This is a genomic window from Priestia megaterium (genome assembly GCF_041941685.1).
GTDB classification, from domain to species: Bacteria; Bacillota; Bacilli; order Bacillales; family Bacillaceae_H; genus Priestia; species Priestia megaterium_C.
The window spans coordinates 1,535,128-1,558,589 of record NZ_CP130958.1 but is presented as its reverse complement, the minus strand read 5'-3'; the positions used below and the strand labels follow the sequence as shown (position 1 = coordinate 1,558,589).

The following is a 23,462-nucleotide window of genomic DNA, read 5'->3' as shown; positions in this document are numbered from 1 at the left end:
ATGTTTCATACCCCGCTTAATTTACTAGCCATACACGCATAACGGAGAACAGCTGATTTAAATCTAAAGGTTTGCTGATATAATCTGATGCTCCAGCTTCCAAGCATTTTTCACGATCATTTTTCATCGCTTTAGCGGTTAGTGCAATAATAGGCAAATCAACAAGCTTTAGCTCTCCTCTAATTTTCTGCATCGCTTCATATCCGTCCATTTGCGGCATCATAATATCCATTAAAATGAGATCAAATGGTTCAGTTGTCTCCATCATTTCAAGACACTCTATTCCATTATGAGCTGTCATAATGGTCATACCTTGTTTAGCTAGCGCAGTTTTTAAGGCAAAGATATTGCGCTGGTCATCATCTACGATGAGCACTCGCTTACCTTGAAACACATTTTCATCATCTTGCAATGAAGGTTCAACTGGCTGTACAGGATGATCAATTTCAGTTATTTCTGCTTCAGGTTCAGCTTCTTCTACAGATACTGCTACTTCTTCATATGCAAAATTCACTTTTTCATAGTCAACAAGACCGTTAGAGAGACTAGGAAGATAGAGTGTAAACGTACTTCCTTTTCCTACTCCACTGCTTAGGGAAATCCAGCCGCCCAATAATTTTGCAAACTCACTGCAAATAGATAAGCCAAGTCCCGTTCCTCCGTACTTACGAACCGTAGCTCCATCGGCCTGCTGAAACGCTTCAAAGATAAGCTGATGTTTTTCTTTTGGTATCCCAATCCCCGTATCAGCTACAGCTATTTCTAGCCAGCAATCCGTATCGACTGTACGCATAGCTGTTGTAAGACGATGGTCAGCTACTCGTTGAATGGATACTGTGACAGATCCAGATTCCGTAAATTTAAATGCATTTGATAAAAGATTTTTCACAATTTGCTGGAATCTCTTTTCATCTGTGTGAATGATGTCCGGTACATCTTGTGCTTTATTAATTTTCAATTGTATTTTTTTCTGTTCAGCAACGTGGCTGAAATTACGTTCAATTTGATCTGGGAGCTCACTCATATTCATCTCAGCAAGCAAGACATCTAGTTTTCCAGACTCTACTTTTGATAAATCCAAGATGTCGTTGATTAATGCCAACAAGTCTTTTCCTGAAGAATGGATAATACGAGCATATTCTTCTTCATCTTCAGATAGCGTTTTAGCCGCGTTTTCCTCAAGCATTTCAGACAGAATAAGAATGCTGTTAAGCGGTGTTCGAAGCTCGTGCGACATATTAGCAAGGAATTCAGATTTGTATTGAGAATTCAATTCCAGCTGATGCGCTTTTTCTTCTAAATCTTCTTTTGCAGCCTCTAATTCAAACGATTTTTCTTCTGCATCTTTTGTTCTTTCTTCTAGCTGTTCATTAATCATACGCAGCTCTTCAGACTGCATTTGCAGTTCTTCTGATTGTGTTTGAAGTTCTTCAGACTGAGCCTGGAGCTCTTCTGTCATCGCCTGAGATTCTTTTAATAGACGGGCAATTTCCATACGTCTTATTACACCATTGATAGTGAGACCAAACGTTTCAATCACTTGACTAATAAGTTCTTGCTCTAAAACTGTAAATTCGTGCAGCGATGCCAGCTCGATAACAGCAATTACTTCATCTTCAAACAAGACGGGTACAATAAAAATACTCTTAGGTTTTACGTCTCCTAATCCTGAAGCAATGAGCTGGTACGTGTCAGGTACATCGTTTATGACAAGGGTTCTTTTTTCTAAAGCAGCTTGTCCAATAAGCCCTTCGCCTATCAAAAAGCTTTCTCTTCCCGCGTCGCCTTTTCTATCTGCAAAAGCAGCTTGTTTGACGAATAGGTTTCCTTTATCATTTTCCTCTCGAACATAAAATGCTCCGAAAGAAGCTCCTGTCATTTCTGAAACCGTAAAGAGAAATTTTTCCGCAAGCTTGTCTACAGATGCTATGCCTTGGTACATCGTTACAGCATGAGCAATGTTCGTTTGAAGCCAGTTTCGCTCTTCAATATTTTCTAACAACGCGTTCGTGGCTAGCCCTAAATCTTTAATTTCATCCTTAGATCGAACTTTAATTCTTCCTTTTAACTCGCCTTTTGAAGCCGTAATTCGTTTGATCGTTTGCGTAACTTCTTTAATCGTATTCACAATGGAATTGGACAAAACAATAGCGATAGCAAGTGAAATAAGCGTAACAAATAACAGCAAACCGTAAAGTCCAATTTTAATTTTTTGATTTTTCTCGTCTAACTCTGTTGCTCTTGTTTCAGTCGATTTTTTCTCTACATTTCTAAAAGAAGTAAACTGGCTGCGTATATCGTCCATATACTGGCGCCCAGGATCTTTCTCAAAAAATTGCTGAAGCTCTTTTGTATTATTTTCTTTTTTTAATGCAATGGTCGGTTCACCAGCAGCTTCAATCCAGTCTTGAATACTTCCTTTAATCTTCTCCAGTTTCTCCTGCTGATTTGGATTATTATTTAGAAGCTGATACAGTGCATTATAATCTTTTTCCCAACTTGATGCTGCGCTGTTATAAGGTTCTAAGTAACTCGCTTCTCCTGTAATAATATAGCCTCTTTGTCCGGTTTCCATATCGAGCAGGTGTTTTTCAATTCGATTGGTCAGATCATGCACTTCAATATCATGATCAATGATAAAATTTCGTTCTTTTTGCAAAGATGAAATTTGACTGTTTAAAACAATAAATGCAATAAATAAACAGACAATAACAATTAAATATCCACTAATAATTTTGGATTTGATGCCAAACCTCATTTTCTTTTCCATAATGTTCCTACTTTCATTCTAGATATTCTTCTAGAAGCATTCGAAAAACATGTTTATTTTTGCCGCTGGACAATTTTACTTTCAGTACACACTCTCCACTCCATCTTCCTTTACTTGATAGGGCTTCTCTCTTTTTCCTATCAATTCAACATTCCTATTATACACTCTATTTTTGTACAGAAGAATATTTATTGTACAAGAGGGAAAGATTAATTTTCCAATTTGCAAATATCTATTTTCAAGCTGTTTATAAAAATAGGCCCATGCTGTTAACAGCATGAGCCTATCTTACAATATTTTTGTACACAATAAGGTAATGAAAAGTAATTTATGCTTTGGGGAATCACATAAATCATGACAACATAGGTATAAATAAATACTTACATATGAAACGTAAAGCATTCATTAATCAAATTGTACTTGGATAGTAGAAAACGGTGCCACTTTTTTTAATTTAAATATATTTTTTAAACTTACATATCTACTTGCTGTACTTTTTATCTCGAGCTCTTTAACATTGCGAAAATCTCTGAGAGACTCGCAACATTTTTATTTTGAAGCGTTTCAGCAAAATGCGATATTTTATAAAGTGCTTCTATACTTTCGATCGGATATTTTCCAGCAGCAGTTTCAGCAGAAAGCATCACTGCATTCGTGCCATCAAGTACTGCCTGAAACACATCTGTCACCTCAGCCCTTGTAGGAATTGCGCTGCTCACCATTGATTGAAGCATTTGTGTCGCTGTGATCACATACTTGTTTTGCATCCTGCATTCATGGATTAATGTTTTTTGGAGCAAAGGAATCCATTCATAAGGCAGCTCTACTCCTAAATCTCCTCGTGCAATCATAATTCCATCGCCTTCTTCACATATTTTCTTGAAATTTTCTATAGCTTCCATTGTTTCCACTTTCGCAATCAGCTTTGGTGTATTTAGATGTTTTAAATGGATAAAATCTTTAATGTCTTTTAAATGTTCAGGGGTTCTTACGAACGAACAAGCAAGAAAATCTACTTTTTCTTTCAATAAGAATACGATGTCTTTTTTATCTTTGTCAGTAATGGCTGTTAAACGGACGCGCGCACCTGGCAAATTTACTCGTTTATGAGACGAAATAGATCCGCCCTTTTTTACCTTTGTGACAAGTGTATCTTCTTCTACTCTTTCAACAACCAGTTCTACTTGACCGTCATTCACTAAGATTTTGCTTCCTGTTTGAACATCCTTCACGATATCCTTATAGTCAACGCTGGCTCCTTTTTCATTTCCTGACATCTGCTCTGTATATAAAATAAACGATGCGCCTTCTTTTAACACTACTTCTTTTGACTTTGTCACTCCAAGTCTAATTTTAGGACCTTGTAAATCTCCTAAAATTTGAATAGAGGAATTTAAAGACCTTAACGTATCTATAATTGTTTTATGACTTTCATGCGACCCATGAGATAAATTCAGCCGAGCAATTGTCATTCCTTTTTCCAACAGTCTCTCTAGTACATCTTTTTTATTACTAGCAGGTCCAATTGTACAGATTCTATCGATTGCCACTGCCTTTCACCATCCTTTTAATGTAGGATGCCCATTTCCATAAAAGAGATAAGCTTTATACAAAAATAGGTATATCACCACAAAAAAATGTCTCTTAGTCAATAACTTGCCTAAGAGACAGCCCTTTTATTACTTTACCCAGCTTTCCGTCACTTTTTTATTTTTAGAAATCCAGTTTTTCACACCTTTTGTTTCGTCTTTTGCACTGTTAATTTCTGATTCTAAAGATGCTAGTTGATCGGCACTAATAGAAAAATCTTTCAGCCACTTTGCTGCTTCTGGATAATCTTCTTTAAATGTCTTTTTGCTAATCGACTGTATTTTTTCAGGTCCAGTTGGATTCATCGTATTTTTGGGATCTTTTAAGTATCTGAGATTATACTTTTCAAAAGCCCAGTGCGGGCGCCATAACGTAACAACAATGGGTTCTTTATTAACAATGGCTTTATCTAATTCCGATAACATGGCGGCTGTGCTGCTTTCTACTAAATTCCAGTCTGTTAACCCATAGCTTGGCATCGCATGATCTTTAGTAAGACCGTTTATTCCAGATCCTGCTTCAATACTAATAATCTTTCCGTTAAACTCATCTTTCTTATTTTTTAAATCAGCTAGTGACTGCGCGTCTACGTAGTCGGGAACGGCCAGTCCGCTATCTGCTTGATCATACCAAGTACCGAGCACGTCAACTTGTTTTCCAAATCTTTTCATGTAAGAACTATGGGTGGTCGGCATCCATACATCCAAAAATAAATCAATGTTTCCTTGAGCAACTCCTGAGAAAAGCGGAGCTACGTCGCTTTGAACTGCTTTAACTTTATAACCTTTTTCCTCTAATAATTCCTTCCATAGAAACGTAACAGCTACGGCTTCGTCCCATGGTATGTATCCAATTGTAATTTCTTTTTTAGTCGTCGTGCTGCTTGCCGTATTGCTATTGCCACATGCGGAGACAAGCAGCATAATGACGATTGTTAGCATAATAAAAGAAATTTTTTTTGATTGTTTCATATACTCCCACCTTTATTCATTTTATTTACTTGATTGAATACCTTCTCTTTTTTGAGTAGAAAGGTGCGTCAGACGATCTAAAATAACGGCAATAATGACAACTGCAATCCCACCGATAAATCCTAAGCCTACATCCAACATACTGATGCTTCTTAATACCTCAGCACCCAAGCCCCCTGCACCGACCATTGAAGAAATAACAACCATCGAAAGAGATAGCATAATAACCTGGTTTACACCCGACATAATCATAGGCAAAGCGAGCGGCAGCTGGACTTTAATTAATTTTTGCCATTCCGTCGCTCCAAAAGCTTCTGCCGCTTCTAAAGTGGTTTGGGGAACTTGCTGAAGTCCAAGCAGCGTCAGACGAACGGCAGGCGGCATTGCGAAAATAAAAGTAGCAATAAGAGCTGTAACATTCCCTAATCCAAATAAAAGTACGGACGGAATTAAGTAAACAAAAGCAGGCATTGTTTGCATAATATCAAGAATGGGCTTTATCACTGCTCCAACTTTGTTAAAACGGTGTGATAATATGCCTAAAGGAACGCCAAATAGAAGTGAGATAATAGTAGAAGCTAAAACGAGAGATAAGGTCAGCATCGATGCTTCCCATAAATTCAAGCTAATAATAAGAAGTAAACCAAAACACGTAAATACAGCTATCTTCCAATCTGTTAACCATAGCGCTAATAGAGCAAAAACAACGACCGTTACTAGCGGAGGAGAAGCGGTCAATACCCATTCGAGACTGCTTATTAAGCTGGTCATTATCTGGTTGATTCCAGTAAATACACCTGAAAAACTATCAATCATGTAATCAACAAATGAGTTTGCCCATTTATCTAAAGGGATACGAGGAATCGTGGCGGAATTTACCATCATATTTATCGAACCTCCATTTGATATGACTTAACTTCTTGTTGCTCGGTCACTGCAGTACGTTCAGTGAGATTTGCAATAAGAGTGTTTGGAGAAATCATACCTTGTAGGCGATGATGATTATCAACAATGACTACAGGCGAATGACTGTCTGTAAATAAAGGAATCATTTCTTGTAAAGACATATTCGGATTAACACAATGCGGCTGTATCATTTTTTCTCCTTTTAAATCATGCTTATAAGCTTCTATCAGCTCCATCACCGTATAAATGCTCATTAAGCCCAATAAGCGGTCAGCACTATCAAGAACAAAAATAGTAGATAAATGATTGGTTCTCATTCTTCTTAATACGACTTGCGGTGATTCATACTCATAGGCAGCCGTTTCTACTGGAACCACCGCGTCTTTAGCAAGGCGAATTTTGCCGTAATTAACGTCTTGAACAAGCAGCTTTACATAATCAGTTGCCGGCTGTCTTAAAATATCTTCAGCGGTTCCAAGCTGTACAATTTCCCCGTCTTTCATCACGGCAGCCCGGTGGCCTAAAGTTAATGCTTCATCCAAATCATGCGTCACAAAAATAACTGTTTTTTGTACTTCTCCCTGAATATCAAGAAATAGCTTTTGCATATCTCTTCGAATAAGAGGATCTAAAGCTGAAAAAGGCTCATCCATCAGCAAAATCTCCTGTTCAGAAGCAAGAGCTCTCGCTAGTCCAACCCGCTGCTGCATACCTCCTGATAATTCATAAATTCTTTTATATGCTTGTCCATTTAAGCCCACCATTTCGAGCGCCTTTTTCCCTCGCTTTTCTCTTTCGTTTGCTGATACACCTTGTATCTCTAGACCGAATGTAATGTTGTCAATCACAGTGCGGTTTGGAAGGAGGCCCACATTTTGAAAGACCATCCCAATTTTATTTCTTCGGACTTCCTGAAGCTGTCTTTTTGGCATATGAGAAATATCTGTGTTTTCTAGATATACCGTCCCTTCTGTCGGTTCTATAAGCCCGTTCAAGCATCGAAGTAAAGTAGATTTCCCGCTTCCTGATAATCCAATTAACACAAAGGTTTCTCCCTTTTTCACTTCGAAATGAGCATTGTAAATAGCAACGGTTGTCTTAGTAGCTTGTTCGACTTCATATTTACTTTCTCCAGCTTCTCGTAGCTTAAGAGCCTGTTCTTTTTGGCGACCAAATACTTTTGAAACATCGGTAACGCGGATAATGGGTTCTGTTAGTTTAGAGCTTGTACTCAATTTATTTCCCCCTTATTTTAAAGTAGATTGTTAGAGGTGGTCTGACACCTCAAGGTAACGTGTCAGACCACTTCTACTTACTATTCGACCTTCATACCGATTGCTTCCAATACATAATTGTAAAAATGAGAAACGTGCTGTTCGATAGGTACTAAAATACCTCCTTCTTTATAAGATTTTGAGCTCATATTTTCTTGACACCACTCACACGCTTCAAAGTCTTGTAAATTTACGCGGTGAAACAGTTCCACCGCATCTTTTGGGTCAAAATCAGGCTTAGCCATTTCTTCTGGGTCGAATAACCATTCACAAATCACTTTAGACTTTTTCGCACTAATTGGAATAATACGATGAATAATAACGTGATCCGGTGTTAAATTGATAAATACAAGCGGCAGAACGGTAATGCCAAAATACGTGCGGTCATCTTCAGGAAGCAGCCCTTTTAACATAGGACGGCTTCCTTTCCCGCTGATTGAAAAAGCTTCTAATTCCTTGCCAAACTTAGCTCCGCCTCCCACTGAACTTTGAGTGCCGACTCCCGAACGAAACTCAGGCAGCGTTGCCGTAAGTTCAGGGTGAATAGAGGAACAGTGATAGCATTCTTGAAAATTTTCTACAATAAGCTTCCAGTTTGCCTCGACTTCATATTCTTCACGATGAGCGGATTTCAAGTTTTGAATTTCATATCTAGCAAACGTATAAAGTTCTCCAAAACGATCAAAAATTTGTGTGTCTAGCTGATATTCAACAGACATAGGATTGTCTGATAAATTAACCCAAACCATGCCGTGCCACACTTCAATGTGAACGGATGTTAGCCCGTAATTTTCGTTATGCACGAGTTCTTCTCGACAGTGGCTTGTGTTAGGAACACCTACCAAATCACCATCTAAGCTATAGCTCCACGAATGATATGGACAGCGAATGACACCTGCTTTACCGGATGCTTGGCTGCACAGCTTAGCTCCTCGATGCCGACATACGTTCAAGAATCCACGCAGCACGTGATCTTTTCCTCTAGTAATTAAAATATTTTCGCCTTCAACTCTCGTCGTAATATATTGTCCTGGTTCTGCTATTTCGTATTCAAAAGCAACTAAACTCCATGATTTAGAAAATATATGATCTTTTTCTAACTTAAAAATGTCCGAAGATGTATACAGCTCTCCTTTCAACGTGGGCTCAAGTCTCCCATTATCATTCTCTAAACCATGTTCCATAACCATCTACTATTCCTCCTTCGCTTCTTTAGAAACATTTAAATAGAACCATTCGTAAGAGCTGACGACGATTTATACTATTTTATTCGCCGCAAATCGCTGCGGAGTAAACAAATCAATTGGGTGGTTGGTTTTTCCCTCTATCACTAAATCTGCTAAAATCTCTCCTACTACACTTGCAAACTTAAAACCATGTCCAGAAAATCCCGCTGCAATCGCTACTTGAGGATATTCAGGATGCAGTGAAATGACAAAATGTTCGTCTGGTGTATTGGTATACATGCACGTTTTCCCTTGTAAAAATCGACCGTTAAGCTGCGGAATACCTTGAGCTAGATAGTGCCGCATCATGTTCACTTCGTCTTCATATATATTTCGATCAATCGTTTCCGGCGTACACGCTGTTCCTTTTCGGAAAAACGCCACTTTTGCTCCTTCAGCCTTTAATCCAAAAGAAGGGAAACCATACAACTGTACATAATCATCTGCTTCCCAAATATAAATCGGCTGTTTTCCCACTGAAAAAACATCTATTCCTTGTGTTGGTTCAAAAAACATTTGCACATGACGCTCTACTTGTAAACTAACACCTAAATCCCGTAATAAATCGGGTGCCCAAGCGCCTGCAGAAATAATGATTTTTCCAGCTTCATATATTCCATTAGCTGTTACAACGCGCACGCCTTCACCAGAAGGATGAGCTTCCCACGACACCACTTCCTCAAAAAAATGAAGCTCAGCTCCGTACTTTTCTGCTTGAAGAAGGTGAGTATATACGCTCGCTTCCGGCCTAACGAATCCAGCTCTTTCTTCATATAGAGCAACCGTAGCAGGTGAAGGTGTAAACGCCGGAAACCGTTTGTAAATATCCTTTGCTTCTAGAATCTCATACGCAAGATTCCACTGTTTAGAGCTTTCGATGCTTCCAGAAACCGTCAAGCTATCAGGAGGTCCCATCATAAGTCCACCGGTAACCGTAAGAATTTCTTGACCGCTTTCTCTTTCAATTTCATTCCATAATTCGTAAGCGCGAAGCAATAATGGAACGTAAGCAGGGTCTTCAAAATACGACTGTCGAATGATTCTAGAACCGCCGTGACTCGATCCTAGGTCATGAGCGGGACCGTATTGTTCTAACCCCAATACCCGCTGACCTTTTTTGGCGAGCTGATAAGCAGCCGTACTCCCCATAGCTCCTAATCCGATAATAATGACATCATAATGTGTTGACATCTGCATTCCTCCTGTCTTTCGATTGATCAATTAAACTACCGCTGGGGAGTGTGTCATCATTGTTGCTTTATAACGCTGACCAAAGTATTCAACTTCTAAAACCATTTCTTCATTTACAGCTTGAGATAATAAAGTGTGTACAATTCCTTTTCCTAAGCTGTATGAATATCCGGCACTTGTCACAAATCCGAGGACTGTTTCTCCGTAAAAGACCGGTTCATATCCCATTACTATCGCTGAAGGATCATCTAATATGAGCGTCGCTAATACTGTTTCAGAATCTTTTCGCTGACGATCAAGCAATGCTTCTTTTCCAATAAAAACTGGTTTTGTTAAATCAACCATTTCATGAAGGTTAACTTCATATGGATGATGCTCGCTCCAAAAGTCTTTCCCGCTTTTTAACGAAAAAGATTCAATTCGAAGGTTTTCAAGAGCTCGGTCTCCCGCAGCAATCAGCTGATAAGGCTGTCCTTGTTCAATTAATAAATCCCATAAATTCAGGCCTTGATCAGAAGTCGTAATCAACTCCCAGCTCTCCATCCCCCCGTAGGAATCACGCAGAGCAAGAACTGAACTATTTTCAATAAACAGGGTTTTCGCTTGCCCTTCAATCCAAGTGCTGCTAAGGTCTGAGCGTTGGACCACGGACTTCATTACTCCTGTAGCTTTAGGACCAATTAATGCTATACTGCATGTCCCTGACGTTACATCTTGAAAAACAACTTGACCGTTTTGAGGCACGTGTTTTTGAATCCAGCTTGCTTCTACAGCTCCCGTACAAACAATCAAGAAAGTGGATATATTTTTGCGAATAACCGTTATTTGATCTTTTATGCCGCCTCGCTCATGCAATATACACGTACGTATGCTTTGACCTACTGTAATGTCTATATTTCCTGTCGTTAGCTTCTGTAAAAACTCGAGAGCTCCTTTCCCTTTAATTTCCAACCTTTTCTTTGCTGCCGTTGTATCGTAAATCGCTGCGTACTGACGAGTATGCAACTGTTCAGCCTCGATAATCGGTGACCAATATTCAGCAGACCACCCCTTTCTTATTACCATTCTCTTTTCATATGTGGATATAAGCGGATAGTTAGCTTCATACCACTGCGGCTGCTCCCACCCTGCTTTTTCGTTAAAATACGCTTTTAGTTCTTGCTGACGCATATAAAATGGACTTACGCGCATGTTTCGCGATACTTTTCGCTGCATAAATGGATGGTGAATGCTATAAACCTCTTCATACTCTTCAATAGACCGCTGTTTGTAATAAACAGGGCTGCATGCATACGTATCGAAACGATTAATATCGCATAGCTCCAAATCCACAGTCGGTGCACCATTCATCATCCATTCAGCCATTTGCCTAGCGACACCTGCAGAGTGCGTTACCCATATGGCTTCGGCTACCCAAAATCCCCCTACTGCTTGTGATTCGCCAAGCAGCGGCATCCCATCAGGTGTGAAGGAAAAAATGCCGTTCATTCCTTTTTTTATTCCTGCTTGTTTTAATGCCGGAATTAATTCCAATGCATCTTCCCACGGTTTTTCAAAATCTTTTGGTGTAAAAGGTTTAACAGAAGGCATTTCTTTTGTTTCTCCGTATTTTGTAATGTCACTGAGTTCGACTGGAAACGGCTCATGCTGATATGATCCAATCCCAAGCCCTTTCTCTACCTGACGAAAATAAATTGCATTATCCTGATCTCGAATAAGAGGAGTCGCGGCTTCTTCCGTTTCTCCGTTTAATTCAAGTAAATCATTTGTAAACACATATTGATGAGCCATTGGCTGAAGAGGAATCGTTACACCGACCATTTCTCCTATGCGAGGTCCCCAAAACCCGGCACAGCACACGATTACATCTGCTTCAAATTTTCCAGCGCTCGTGTACACTGCTTTTACTTGACCATTTGTCACTTCGATATTCGTCACTTCTGTATGACCGTAAAATTCTACTCCGCACTCTTTAGAAAAACGAGTCATTTTATCAACGGCATGCAAAGGTTTGGCAATACCGTCTGACGGAACATAGAGACCTCCGCAAATACGATCAGGACAAATCAGCGAATTTTTTTCCGCGCATTCCTGCGGTGAAAGAAGAAAAGCTTCGATTCCCCATGAGCTGGCAACACCAGCCTTTCTCTTTAGGTCTTCTAATCGCTCGGATGTTCGGGCAACTTCTAAACTGCCGACCGGGTAAAAAGAGCGCTGTTCATCTGTACTCAACTCTTTAAAGATCTCAACTGTTTGAGAAGCTAGTGTTGTCAGGATTTTTGAAAAGCTAAGCTGAAATACAAGCCCCGGAGCGTGAGAAGTAGATCCTCCCGTTTCAAACAAAGGGCCTTGCTCAATCACTGTTATGTTTCTTCGCCCCATTTTACTTAAATAGTAGGCAATGCTGCACCCGACAATTCCAGCTCCTATCACTACTATCCTCTTATGTTCCATCACTTCATATCTCCCTCCTTTTTTGGTTTAAAGATGTTAAATATTGTCGATAGTTAATTATATTTTTAATATTAATAATTTTAAAAGTATTTTGTTAAAAAGTGTGACATAGATTTTTTTTGCACTTTCTTCCTCTAATGTTCGGGTAACGCTTTCTTAACTTTAAAATCCCAGAAAAACCGCCGTCTTTTTCTTTCAAATAACGAATTTTAAAGAAACTATCTATCTGTCAAAATGACTCTTATCAATGAATGGTTATACTAAAAATGACGGAAAGAAGATAGCTAAAATAACTTAGCTATCTTCTTTTTAAACCATTTACCGATTAATTGATTTTGAAGGCTTAAATACTTTTGCTTATTTTTAGACCAAAGTTGCTTGTTTGACTACTTTTTTCATTTCTTCTGCAACGTTTCTTTTGTCTTTTTCACTTGTAATGCCCCCGCCTACAATCACAAGATCAGGCTGTGACTGCACAACTTCAGGAAGTGTATTCAGTTTAATGCCTCCTGCCACCGCTGTTTTGGCATTTTTCACAACTCGTTTAATCGTTTGAAGCTGCTCGAACGGGGTTTCTCCTTCAGCTTGAAGATCATACCCTGTGTGTACACAAATATAGTCAACACCGAGTGCATCGACTTCTTTTGCACGTTGTTCAAGGTTTTTTACATTAATCATATCAACAAGAATTTGTGTTCCTTGTTTTTTGGCCTCTTCTACAGCGCCTTTTATAGTCGAATCATCAGTAGCGCCAAGAATGGTAATAATACTAGCCCCCGCTTCAGAAGCTTTCATTACTTCATAAGCACCTGCATCCATAATTTTCAAATCAGCTAATACCTTTAAAGACGGAAAGGCTTCCTTGATTTCTTTGACTGCTTTTAGCCCTTCGTTAATCACAACTGGAGTTCCAATTTCTACAATATCGATATACTCTTGAACCTCCTGCACTACTTCTTTTGCCTCTGAAATATTTACAAGATCCAATGCTAATTGAAGTTCCATACCTACTTCACTCCTTCATTAAATGGGGTTGTCTAGCATGAATTCATTGTAAAACCGTTACTTTCAAAAAAAAAGTAGGCACTTTTAAAACATATAGTCACTAAAAATATACTATGGACGCTTCAATGCAGCGTATCATTCGTATTTATTTTAGAAAATTCTGAATAATAAGGGTGGTTTTATCCTTTTCAACAAAAGATTTTAACCCATATGGCTGGAATTATTCATTTCAGGCTCTATAACGGTTTCCATATAATTTTTTCCCCACTCATCCATGCTCTCAAGGATGGGCATCAAGCTTCTCCCGTGTTCAGTCAAGGAATATTCAACTTTTGGAGGGACAACCGGATAGACTTTTCGGTGAACGATTTGATCTTCTTCTAATTCTCGCAGCTGACTTACTAACATTCGCTGAGTAATTCCCGGCATCATGGACTTTAACTCCCCAAATCGTTTCGTCCCTTCTTTTCCTAGGTGCCACATAATCAACATTTTCCACTTGCCTCCAATAATCGTTAACGTTAATTCCTTTTCACAGTTAAACGTTTTGCTAAAAAGTCTGCTCAATCCTTTTTCCTCCCTTTTTATGCGTAATAGTATAGTTTTAGACACTATATGAAAATAAAGTGTCTACTTATAAAGGAAAATTGTACCTGCTATACTGTAATCTGTAAAGGTGGTAAAAGACTATATTCACTGCAATAGACCGTTAAAATAAAGGAGGAGATTAATTGGGCAGTGTAGCTCGTTCACGTGATAATTGTCTCAAGTATCATTCACCACAAGCGTTAGAAGTGGATTCCATGACCTTTATCTTATTTGGAGCAACAGGAGATTTAGCTAAAAGAAAAATTTTTCCTGCGTTATATAATTTATTTTTAGATAAAAAGCTGCCTTCTTCCTTTTCTATTGTTGGTACGGGTAGAAGCAACTGGTCTGATGATGCCTTTCAAATATATGTAGAAGAATCAGTAAAGACTTTTTCAAGGCGCTTTAGCCAAGGTGAATCCAAGATAAAAGAATTTCTTAAGACAGTTCGCTATCATAAAATGGATGTTACCAATAGTAATGGATATGACCAGTTGCTGCATGCTATTCAAGAAGGCGAAGCAGAATTAAATATTCCTGAAAATCGTCTTTTCTATTTATCAGTGGCTCCTGAATTTGTAGACGTTATTGCTTCAAATATAAATAGCGGCGGATTGGGATCTACAAAAGGCTGGAAACGTCTTATTATCGAAAAGCCTTTCGGACACGATTTACAATCTGCTCAACTGTTAAATCAAAAGCTTACTGAAACGTTCAATGAAGAAGAGATTTATCGTATCGACCACTATCTGGGAAAACCAATGATTCAAAATTTGGGGGCTCTAGCATCTGCAAACCCTATTTTACAAGCACTATGGAATCATCACTACGTTGCAAATGTCCAAATTACAGCTAGTGAAACAGTTGGTGTAGAAGAAAGAGCGCATTACTATGATCAGTCCGGTGCAATTAGGGATATGTTCCAAAACCATATGCTTCAAATGCTTATGATGACTGCCATGCAACTCCCAAAGACACTTAACATCGCAAAAACTCGCCAACAAAAGATAAAAATTATGAAAAGCCTTCGCCCTCTACAAAAAGATTTTATCCATTCCAACGTCATAAGAGGTCAATACGAAGCGGGAAAAATCCAAAATCGTTCCGTTATAGGATATAAAGATGAGCCCGGCATCAATGCTGCTTCCGTTAATGACACATTTATAGCAGTCCGGGTATGGATTGATCATGAGCTTTGGAAAGGAGTGCCCTTCTATCTTCGCACAGGAAAAAGAATGAGTAAAAAATGCACGCGTATCGTCATTGAATTTAAACATCCTTTAAAGGATGTTTATACAGATGAAGAAGTTATTCCTAACCTTTTGGTTGTCGAAATCAGCCCAAATGAAGGTATCTCACTGCAATTAAACAGCAAAAACCCTTTGAATGACAATAAAATCGAACCTATTTTTATCAATTTCTCAACAAATCAAAAAGAAGTACCCGAAGCTTATGAACTGCTGTTATTTGATGCTTTACAGGGAGACTCCACATTTTTTGCTCATTGGGAAGAAGTTGAATTATCTTGGAAATGGGTGCAACCTATTTTAGAAGTTTTTAATGATGAACGCTTTCCTCTTCATTTTTATCCTGCGGGTACAATGGGACCAGCGGCTTCAAATCAATTGTTAGAAGACGACGGGTTTAAGTGGTGGTGATTACTTTTAATCTCGTTAAAAAGAGGCTGGAGTAAAAGCATTTTATTTGAAGTAAGATCCGAACGAAGAATGGAGATTCTTGATGGAGAATCCAACTCGTTCGGATTTTTTCATTGTGGTCGTAAACGTAGGTTTACTGTATGTAGTTGCTTCTAGTTGTTCGTCTCTTCTTTATTTAATATCAGCCATTTGATTTTTCGATCTCGCTCTTTTCTTTCTTGTTCACCAACCAAATCATATTTCTTCAGCAAATGAAACATCTCGTTTAATGTTGTTTGCGAAGGATTTCGTACGAGAAACTCATGAAATAACGAGCGAATATCTTCTGGCAGCCATTGTGACTGCGAGTTAAACTTCTGTTGTACATCTTCTACCGAGTGGTCTAAATTACATTTACCCATACCTTTTCCTCCCTTTTTATGTAACTGTTTTGCATTTTTTAGTCTTCTTTTCGTTTAAACGTACTTGGCATAACAACTGCCACAACTTCTCCGGTCGCAACAATGATGTCACTCGCGTATACTTCTGTTTTAACTCTCCATTTCTTCGGGTGAATTTCTTCAACCGTTCCTATCGCTTTTAGTACTTCACCCTGTGGCGTTGGTTTTTTAAAATCTACGTGGAGAGAACCGGTAACAAACCGCGGCGGCTCTGCTGAATCTCCTATTTCGTAGCCATTTTTACGGTATAGAGCAAGAGATGCAGAGCCTGTTCCATGGCAATCAATCAGTGATGCAAGAAGTCCGCCATAAACAAATCCTGGTATAGCTGTATGTTCAGGCTTAGGTGTATAAAGGGTAATGGTTTTTTCTCCTAGCCACCCTGTCCTAAAATGATAGCCTTCTTGATTTAATCGGCCGCAGCCGTAACACCATGCAAAATCATCCAGATACTCGTCTTGAATCGCTTTAATTACTTTTCCCATGATTCTCCACTCCTTTTTTCGGAATATTTTAACACATTTCCTTCTACAATCGTTAGAACTAAACGGACTATTTTCAGTCTTAAATAATGAAAAACCATAGAATAAAAGCCTCACTTAAAAAATAAGTGAGGCTTTATAATTAAAATTCTTCATAAGCAGCGGGGTCTTGATTATTAAGTCTTCCATCCTCGCGATTTAATTCTGAAATCATATTCATCTCAGTTTCATCTAAAGAAAACGAAAAAATGGATATGTTTTCAAGCTGCGCTTGCGAGATGACGATTTTGGAATTGAAATCGCCCCTAGCTGATAATGCCATCGCAAAATTACTTGTGAAACTGTTTTATTATGACGGTCGGCAATTTGTTTAATTGTTTCATTTTCTAAAACAGCACTTGCTCGCCCTAGTGGACTCCAGGATTCAATTTGAATGTTTTTCTCTTGATACCAATTTCGATATTGATGTTGATTAAAAAAAGGATGCAGTTCTATTTGATTGATACTTGGTAAAATGCCGGTCTCTTTTTCCAAGCGCTCAATATGCTGGGGAAGAAAATTACAAACACCAATTGAACGAATCAAGCCCCAGCGCTTCGCATCAATCAATGCTTGCCAAGCTTCTACATAATGATCTTGTTTAGGATTAGGCCAATGAATAAGATACAAATCGTAATAGTCTAAATTCGCGCGATATAAAGATTCTTGGATAGTAGGAAGTGCTTTGTCATACGTATGGTATCGCCCTGGGAGTTTAGACGTAACGAATAGTTCTTGTCTAGAAACCGGTGTTCTTCGAAGAGCTTGGCCCACGGTGCCTTCATTTTCGTAATTATAAGCCGTATCAATTAGACGATACCCTACATCAATCGCACTCGTTATAGCGTTGACTCCTTCATTTCCATTAAGTTTGTATGTACCAAAACCTATAGCAGGCAAGGTTACCCCGTCATGAAGGGTTATTTCAGGAATTACTTTACTCATTATTATCCACTCCTTTCGATCATGCCCTAAGGTTAGCATATATTATCCAATACTTGAATAAATTTGCACCACTCTTTTCTTAAAAAGAGTGGTGTTTTCAAACAATCAAAAAAGTGATTACGGAGAAACCTCCGTTTTTAATTCGTTAACGTCGCACTTTTCTATTTCCTTCTTATTTTTAGTTAGCGTAAAGAAAGCTACAAAACCTAAAAGCGCCGTACTAAATAAAATGGCAGCCATCGGAATCGCTGTGGTTTCGTTAATACCTACTAAAGGAGAAACAATTGACCCTAAAGTTAATGGAAGCATCCCTAATACGGCACTCGCACTTCCCGCTCTATGTCCTTGATTTTTCATTGCCAATGTCACCGAGCCTGTGATCGTCATTCCTATAGAGATCATGTAAATAAAAATGGGAATAACAATCGTAGCCAGCGGCCCTTTAAGCATGGTCATGATAAGAAGTACGCCAGTAGCACTTACAGCCGTAATCACGGCAATGCGAAGCAGACTTCTTTCATGAAGAATTCCGCTAAAGCGCCCAATAATAAAGCTTCCAGTCACAATGGCCAAGCCATTAATGCCAAACAAAATGCTAAAAACTTGCGGAGAAACATGGTATATCCCTTGATAGACAAATGGAGTGCCTGATACATAAGCAAAGCTTCCCCCGTGGACAAGCCCGACAATCAGGGCATACCCCATAAAAGAACGATCTTGTAATAAACTGCCCATCGTACGAACGGAATGAGCAATTGAGCTTGGCGTTCTATTTTCAATTGGCAAAGTTTCTTTTAAACGCATTGAGATTGTTAAGACAATTAAAAGACCTATTAAACTTAAAAACAAGAAAATAGTATGCCAGCTTGCAAAAGGAAGAAGTAAAATAGCACCTCCGGCCATTGGTGCTATCATTGGTGCAAAGGCATTTATAACCATTAACAAAGCAAAAAACTTTGTAAGCTCTCTTCCACTAAAAACATCTCTGACAATGGCGCGAGAAAGAACAACTCCTGCTGAAGCGGTAAAACCTTGTAAAAAGCGTGCGATGACTAAAGCTGTAATAGTAGGAGCCAAAGCACAGAGCAATGACGATATCATAAATAAAAAGATAGAAATGAGTAAAGGTCGTTTTCGTCCCTTGGCATCACTGATTGGACCGATCACGATTTGACCAATGGCAAGTCCTAGTAAACATGATGTTAAGCTAAGCTGTACAAGTGAAGCTCGCGCATCTAAATGATCAGCAATAGCAGGAAAACTTGGCAAATACATATCGATATTAAGCGGACCTAATATCGCAAGCATGCTGAGAAGAAACGCCAATCCTAGACGTTTTTTTCCAGTTGGATTATGAAGCATAATAGCAGAGCACCTTCCTTACCTAAATATTGTATTTTCACAGATAACCTTTAGTCTATTGAAAGGCATCTCTTATGTCTAGGACATTTGTCTAAAGATGCAGATAAAGTTCCCCGTGTAAAAGATGGATGTATGAGCGATGACATACGGCTGATATTCAAAAAAACAGCGCTTGAAATATCTTTAAGATATTTCAAGCGCTGTTTGAACATTTTTTATATACTGTCCAATGCCTGCTGTAAATCTCTCATAATATCTTCCCAAGCTTCCAGTCCAACTGATAAACGAAGGAGTTCGTTTGAAATTCCCATTTCTTTCCGAGCTTCTTCCGGCACAACTGCATGCGTCATAGAGGCAGGATGCTGAATAAGTGTTTCAGCGTCTCCAAGACTTACTGCAATGGAAATGAGCTTAAGCTGATTGACCACTTTTACGGTTTCTTCATAACCGCCTTCCACTTCAAAAGAGAGAAGCCCTCCTCCTTTTTTCATTTGCTTTTGCATGAGAGAATAAGCAGTGCTCTTCTTATCACCTGGATAATAAACGGCTTTCACCTTGGGATGGAGACTTAGTTGTTTTGCGATATGTTCAGCATTTTTACAGTGACGATCCATTCGAACGGCCAGCGTTTTTAAGCCTCGGAGTAACAGCCAAGCATCAAACGGTGAAAGAATGCCTCCGATATCTTTTTGCGTCGTTTTGCGCAGTACGGAAATAACCTCTTCGTTCCCTACTACAATTCCCGCGACAACATCTCCGTGTCCGCCAATAAATTTTGTTGCGCTATGAATGACTAAGTCGCATCCAAGCTTCAGCGGCTGTTGCAAATAAGGAGTTGAAAAGGTATTGTCCACTACCACGGGAATTCCTTTTTGTTTGGCGATAGAAGTAACTAACTCTAAATCTACTAAAGTCATAGTCGGGTTAATCGGTGTTTCAATATAAATACATGCTGTATCTTCTCTGATAGCAACAAGAATTTCTTCCTCAGTTTCCAAGTTGGAGAAAGAATGATGGATTTGATATTTTTCCTCAAGCATTTCTAAGAGACCAAACGTGCATCCATACACTCCTTTGGAACATAAAACATGATCGCCTGCTTTTGTAAGTCCAATCAATACAGCCGATACTGCAGCCATTCCCGATCCAAATGCCAAAGCGGCTTCTCCTTCTTCAAGCTGTGCCATACGCTCTTCTAAAATGGTGATCGTTGGATTAGATAACCGGGAATATACATAACCACCTTCTGCTCCGCTAAACCGGTTTGCACCTTGTTCTAGAGATGAAAATGTAAATGTAGACGTTTGATAAATCGGCGGAGCTAAACTATCAAAATGATGTTTTGATTCATACCCTGCGTGAATGGCTTTTGTTTCAAACTGATATTTCTCTTTTTCGTTCATACGGCTTCCCCCTTATGCAAACAAGCACTGTGTCATTTTAAAAAATGTAAGCGTTTTCTTTTATTATATTTCTCTTTTCTTTTTTCGTTCCCTGCCTCTCCATTTAGAAAATTCCACCGTAGAGAAAGAAGCGACATGCACACTGCACCTCGCTTTACTTCATCATATGTTTAATTAATGCTGAATTACGCTTCTTGAATACTTCATTATGAGAAGAAACCATGGCCGCCTTAGCAGCAGAGGGCTGAACGAATTGTTTTGCTTTATTTACGGCATTAGCAGCATCTTGAAAAGCACCTGTAATCAAATGGACTTTTCCTTCGTGCATGAGAATGTCTCCCGCTGCATATACGCCTTCTACAGATGTTTCGCTTGCTGCGTTACCTGCAATATAGCAGTCCTCAATGGTTTTAATATGTAATTCACTGTTTTTTAACAGCTCTGTGTCTCTTTCATAACCGTGATTAATAATAACTTCGTCAATCGGTAAATAAGAAATTTCACCGGTTTGATGATTAGTCAGCTCAACTTTTTCAATAAATTCATGCTTCGCATCAGCCACTAATTTTGTAATAGATGTGTTAAGCAGACACCGAGCTGAACTGTTTATTAATTGTCTCACTTGTGCTTCATGACCGTTTAGTTCACTGTTTCGGTACGTAATATATACTTTTTTAGCAACGGACTCTAGCTCATTTGCCCAATCAATGGCTGAATTGCCTCCTCCGGAAACAATCACCGTTTTATTTTTAAAATGCTGCAGAGATTTAACCGTATAGTTTAAGTTTGATATTTCAAATCGTTCTGCCCCTTCAATTTTGAGCTTTTGCGGATTTAAAATACCTCCTCCGACAGCAAGGATAATGGTTTTAGAGTAATGATGTTCACCTGAAGAACTCGTCAGCTGGAAAATACCATCTTCTAAGCGAGAAATCGATTCAATCTTCTCATTTAAAACAACAGTTGGATCAAACGTCAGCCCTTGTTCAACAAGCTGTTCAATAAGCTTCGCACCAGAAATAGGCGTTTGCCCTCCTATATCCCAAATCATTTTTTCAGGATAAACGTGAAGTTTTCCGCCTAATTTTGGCTGATATTCAATCAGCTTTGTTTTCATTTCTCTTAGTCCACTATAAAAGGCAGAATAAAGGCCAGCCGGTCCCCCGCCTATAATTGTCACGTCAAACAGTTCGTTATATGTCATGAACACCCACTCCTTGCAATTAATTGTTATTGATTATCATTCTCATTTGAATATACATCTTCTTCACCGTTTTGACAATAAAAATAACTATTGACATCCGGAAACGTTCGAATTATAGTATGTAAAGTAAACGATATTGATAATCATTATCAAGTATTTGTTGTATTAAACGTAAACGGAGGGTCAGATATGGTTCGCCTATATACAGAGAAATTACATATTAGTTATGGTGAACGTCTAATAGTAAAGAATTTAAGCGTTAACATTCCGGACAAAAAGATTACCACGATTATTGGTTCAAATGGATGCGGCAAATCAACGCTTTTAAAAGCCATCACCCGCATTATTTCTCATCAATCCGGTTCCGTCATTTTAGATGGCGAAAATATTTCAACAGAACATACAAAAGCACTCGCTAAAAAAATGGCCATTCTCCCTCAAACCCCTGAAAGTGCCAGCGGCTTAACTGTTGGAGAACTTGTATCTTATGGGCGATTTCCCTATCAAAAAGGGTTTGGGCGTCTGTCGAAACAAGACTATCAAACGATTGACTGGGCGCTTGAAGTAACCGGAACAAAAGATTACAAATTTCGTCTCGTTGACTCTCTTTCAGGCGGTCAGCGTCAGCGAGTGTGGATTGCAATGGCTTTAGCTCAAGAAACAGATATTATATTCCTCGATGAGCCGACTACCTACTTAGATATGGCTCATCAGTTAGAAGTGCTTGAGCTGCTTCAAAAGCTAAACAAAGAGCAAGAACGTACCGTCGTAATGGTGCTTCACGATTTAAATCAAGCCGCTCGCTTTGCAGATTATATTATCGCTTTAAAAGATGGAGGAATTGTTAAAGCCGGAACGTGTGACGAAGTCATTACGCATGACGTTCTAAAAAAAGTGTTTCATATCGACGCTGAAATCGGACGAGACCCGAGAACCAATAAACCAATGTGCATCACGTATAACTTATTAAGAGGAGATAACTAAATGAAAAAATTACTGATTCCATTCATGCTCATATTCGTACTACTTATTAGTGCCTGCAGCAGCGGTTCAACTGAAAGCAAAAGCGAAGGAAACAGCGGATCCAAGACAATCACATATCAATCTGAAGACGGCCCTGTAAAAGTTCCAGCTAATCCGAAACGTGTTGTAGTTTTAGGCTCCTACGCAGGTAACGTCATGTCATTAGGTGTCAATATTGTCGGAGTTGATTCATGGTCTAAAATGAATCCCCGCTTTGAAAAAGAAATTAAAAGGCGTTGAAGAAGTATCAGATGAAAATTTAGAAAAGATCATTAAATTAAAGCCTGACCTAATTATTGGCTTATCTACTACAAAAAACGTTGATAAATTGAAAAAAATTGCTCCTACCGTCACGTATACATACGATAAAGTAGACTACCTTACTCAGCATGTAGAAATCGGAAAACTATTAAATAAAGAAAAAGAAGCACAGTCATGGGTAAACGATTTTAAAAAGCGTGCGGCAAAAGCTGGTTCTGACATCAAAGCTAAAATTGGCGAAGATACCACGGTTTCAGTTATTGAGAACTTTGACAAGCAGCTTTATGTATTTGGCGATAACTGGGGACGCGGAACGGAGATTCTTTATCAAGAAATGAAATTAAAAATGCCAGAGAAAGTAAAAGACATGGCTTTGAAAGATGGTTACTATGCAATTTCACCAGAAGTTCTTCCTGAATATGCCGGAGATTATTTAATCTTCAGCAAAAACCAAGATGGAGATACATCATTTGAGAAAACAGATACGTACAAAAATATTCCTGCTGTAAAGAATAATCACGTATTTGAAGCAAATGCAAAAGAATTTTATTTTAATGATCCAATCACATTAGATTATCAACTAGATTTCTTTACTCAAAAATTTCTTGGCAAGTAATTCATTCAAGAGGAATTCTTTTTAGAATTCCTCTTGCTTTGTTTTACTAAATTT

The 23,462-nt window shown here is 38.7% G+C and carries 17 protein-coding genes and 2 pseudogenes; 3 read left to right on the top strand and 16 right to left on the bottom strand.

Annotated elements, in window-relative coordinates:
• Positions 1-16: 16 nt before the first annotated feature.
• From Q5794_RS08125 to Q5794_RS08080, 10 genes are all read right to left on the bottom strand, one after another.
• Positions 17-2,770, bottom strand: a complete 2,754-nt coding sequence (locus Q5794_RS08125; protein WP_374988963.1) for a CHASE3 domain-containing protein — start codon at positions 2,768-2,770, stop codon at positions 17-19.
• Between the two features lie 497 nt (positions 2,771-3,267).
• Positions 3,268-4,320, bottom strand: a complete 1,053-nt coding sequence (locus Q5794_RS08120; protein WP_374988962.1) for a pyruvate kinase — start codon at positions 4,318-4,320, stop codon at positions 3,268-3,270.
• Positions 4,321-4,449: 129 nt separating this feature from the next.
• Positions 4,450-5,331, bottom strand: a complete 882-nt coding sequence (locus Q5794_RS08115) for a glycine betaine ABC transporter substrate-binding protein (RefSeq protein WP_374988961.1) — start codon at positions 5,329-5,331, stop codon at positions 4,450-4,452.
• Between the two features lie 21 nt (positions 5,332-5,352).
• Positions 5,353-6,216, bottom strand: a complete 864-nt coding sequence (locus tag Q5794_RS08110) for a proline/glycine betaine ABC transporter permease (protein WP_214985769.1) — start codon at positions 6,214-6,216, stop codon at positions 5,353-5,355.
• A 2-nt stretch (positions 6,217-6,218) separates the two neighbouring features.
• Positions 6,219-7,472, bottom strand: coding sequence for a glycine betaine/L-proline ABC transporter ATP-binding protein (locus tag Q5794_RS08105; protein WP_214985767.1), 1,254 nt, complete (start codon positions 7,470-7,472; stop codon positions 6,219-6,221).
• A gap of 80 nt (positions 7,473-7,552) precedes the next feature.
• Positions 7,553-8,701, bottom strand: coding sequence for an SRPBCC family protein (locus tag Q5794_RS08100; protein ID WP_214985765.1), 1,149 nt, complete (start codon positions 8,699-8,701; stop codon positions 7,553-7,555).
• A gap of 66 nt (positions 8,702-8,767) precedes the next feature.
• Positions 8,768-9,928: an N-methyl-L-tryptophan oxidase gene (gene solA / locus Q5794_RS08095; RefSeq protein ID WP_075420542.1), complete on the bottom strand. Its 1,161-nt coding sequence runs from the start codon at positions 9,926-9,928 to the stop codon at positions 8,768-8,770.
• 30 nt (positions 9,929-9,958) lie between these two features.
• On the bottom strand, positions 9,959-12,382 hold the full coding sequence (locus tag Q5794_RS08090; protein WP_374989205.1) for an FAD-dependent oxidoreductase: 2,424 nt from the start codon (positions 12,380-12,382) through the stop codon (positions 9,959-9,961).
• A gap of 363 nt (positions 12,383-12,745) precedes the next feature.
• Positions 12,746-13,387: a 3-hexulose-6-phosphate synthase gene (gene hxlA / locus Q5794_RS08085; protein WP_013056245.1), complete on the bottom strand. Its 642-nt coding sequence runs from the start codon at positions 13,385-13,387 to the stop codon at positions 12,746-12,748.
• Between the two features lie 201 nt (positions 13,388-13,588).
• Positions 13,589-13,954 carry a helix-turn-helix domain-containing protein gene (locus Q5794_RS08080; RefSeq protein ID WP_013056244.1) on the bottom strand — a complete coding sequence of 122 codons (366 nt, stop codon included), beginning with the start codon at positions 13,952-13,954 and terminating at the stop codon, positions 13,589-13,591.
• Between the two features lie 164 nt (positions 13,955-14,118).
• Between Q5794_RS08080 and zwf the strand changes: the two genes are divergently transcribed.
• Positions 14,119-15,633: a glucose-6-phosphate dehydrogenase gene (zwf, locus tag Q5794_RS08075; protein WP_374988960.1), complete on the top strand. Its 1,515-nt coding sequence runs from the start codon at positions 14,119-14,121 to the stop codon at positions 15,631-15,633.
• A gap of 152 nt (positions 15,634-15,785) precedes the next feature.
• On the opposite strand, the gene Q5794_RS08070 is transcribed toward zwf, so the two are convergent.
• The 6 genes and pseudogenes from Q5794_RS08070 to Q5794_RS08045 form a co-directional block, all read right to left on the bottom strand.
• A complete protein-coding gene (locus Q5794_RS08070; protein WP_374988959.1) occupies positions 15,786-16,034 on the bottom strand; it encodes a hypothetical protein in 249 nt (82 codons plus the stop codon).
• 38 nt (positions 16,035-16,072) lie between these two features.
• Complete coding sequence (locus Q5794_RS08065) at positions 16,073-16,558, bottom strand: PaaI family thioesterase (RefSeq protein ID WP_214985759.1); 486 nt, start codon at positions 16,556-16,558, stop codon at positions 16,073-16,075.
• A gap of 139 nt (positions 16,559-16,697) precedes the next feature.
• Positions 16,698-17,539: pseudogene (locus Q5794_RS08060) on the bottom strand (aldo/keto reductase).
• 117 nt (positions 17,540-17,656) lie between these two features.
• Positions 17,657-18,901 carry a Bcr/CflA family efflux MFS transporter gene (locus Q5794_RS08055; protein WP_374988958.1) on the bottom strand — a complete coding sequence of 415 codons (1,245 nt, stop codon included), beginning with the start codon at positions 18,899-18,901 and terminating at the stop codon, positions 17,657-17,659.
• A gap of 215 nt (positions 18,902-19,116) precedes the next feature.
• Positions 19,117-20,304, bottom strand: a complete 1,188-nt coding sequence (gene megL / locus Q5794_RS08050) for a methionine gamma-lyase (protein ID WP_374988957.1) — start codon at positions 20,302-20,304, stop codon at positions 19,117-19,119.
• A 154-nt stretch (positions 20,305-20,458) separates the two neighbouring features.
• On the bottom strand, positions 20,459-21,508 hold the full coding sequence (locus Q5794_RS08045) for an NAD(P)/FAD-dependent oxidoreductase (protein ID WP_214985754.1): 1,050 nt from the start codon (positions 21,506-21,508) through the stop codon (positions 20,459-20,461).
• Between the two features lie 189 nt (positions 21,509-21,697).
• Between Q5794_RS08045 and Q5794_RS08040 the strand changes: the two genes are divergently transcribed.
• Both Q5794_RS08040 and Q5794_RS08035 read left to right on the top strand, forming a co-directional pair.
• Positions 21,698-22,492: an ABC transporter ATP-binding protein gene (locus Q5794_RS08040; RefSeq protein WP_214985753.1), complete on the top strand. Its 795-nt coding sequence runs from the start codon at positions 21,698-21,700 to the stop codon at positions 22,490-22,492.
• Positions 22,493-23,408, top strand: a pseudogene (locus Q5794_RS08035) (iron-hydroxamate ABC transporter substrate-binding protein).
• Positions 23,409-23,462: the final 54 nt, after the last annotated feature.

What these genes read in the sequence shown, in the direction of transcription:
- Q5794_RS08115 (WP_374988961.1), bottom strand. Translation starts at nt 5,331, where the DNA reads ATGAAACAATCAAAAAAAATTTCTTTTATTATGCTAACAATCGTCATT.
- Q5794_RS08040 (WP_214985753.1), top strand. Translation starts at nt 21,698, where the DNA reads ATGGTTCGCCTATATACAGAGAAATTACATATTAGTTATGGTGAACGT.
- Q5794_RS08070 (WP_374988959.1), bottom strand. Translation starts at nt 16,034, where the DNA reads ATGGGTAAATGTAATTTAGACCACTCGGTAGAAGATGTACAACAGAAG.
- Q5794_RS08065 (WP_214985759.1), bottom strand. Translation starts at nt 16,558, where the DNA reads ATGGGAAAAGTAATTAAAGCGATTCAAGACGAGTATCTGGATGATTTT.
- Q5794_RS08055 (WP_374988958.1), bottom strand. Translation starts at nt 18,901, where the DNA reads ATGCTTCATAATCCAACTGGAAAAAAACGTCTAGGATTGGCGTTTCTT.
- Q5794_RS08045 (WP_214985754.1), bottom strand. Translation starts at nt 21,508, where the DNA reads ATGACATATAACGAACTGTTTGACGTGACAATTATAGGCGGGGGACCG.
- solA (WP_075420542.1), bottom strand. Translation starts at nt 9,928, where the DNA reads ATGTCAACACATTATGATGTCATTATTATCGGATTAGGAGCTATGGGG.
- Q5794_RS08110 (WP_214985769.1), bottom strand. Translation starts at nt 6,216, where the DNA reads ATGATGGTAAATTCCGCCACGATTCCTCGTATCCCTTTAGATAAATGG.
- Q5794_RS08125 (WP_374988963.1), bottom strand. Translation starts at nt 2,770, where the DNA reads ATGGAAAAGAAAATGAGGTTTGGCATCAAATCCAAAATTATTAGTGGA.
- Q5794_RS08100 (WP_214985765.1), bottom strand. Translation starts at nt 8,701, where the DNA reads ATGGTTATGGAACATGGTTTAGAGAATGATAATGGGAGACTTGAGCCC.
- hxlA (WP_013056245.1), bottom strand. Translation starts at nt 13,387, where the DNA reads ATGGAACTTCAATTAGCATTGGATCTTGTAAATATTTCAGAGGCAAAA.
- Q5794_RS08090 (WP_374989205.1), bottom strand. Translation starts at nt 12,382, where the DNA reads ATGGAACATAAGAGGATAGTAGTGATAGGAGCTGGAATTGTCGGGTGC.
- megL (WP_374988957.1), bottom strand. Translation starts at nt 20,304, where the DNA reads ATGAACGAAAAAGAGAAATATCAGTTTGAAACAAAAGCCATTCACGCA.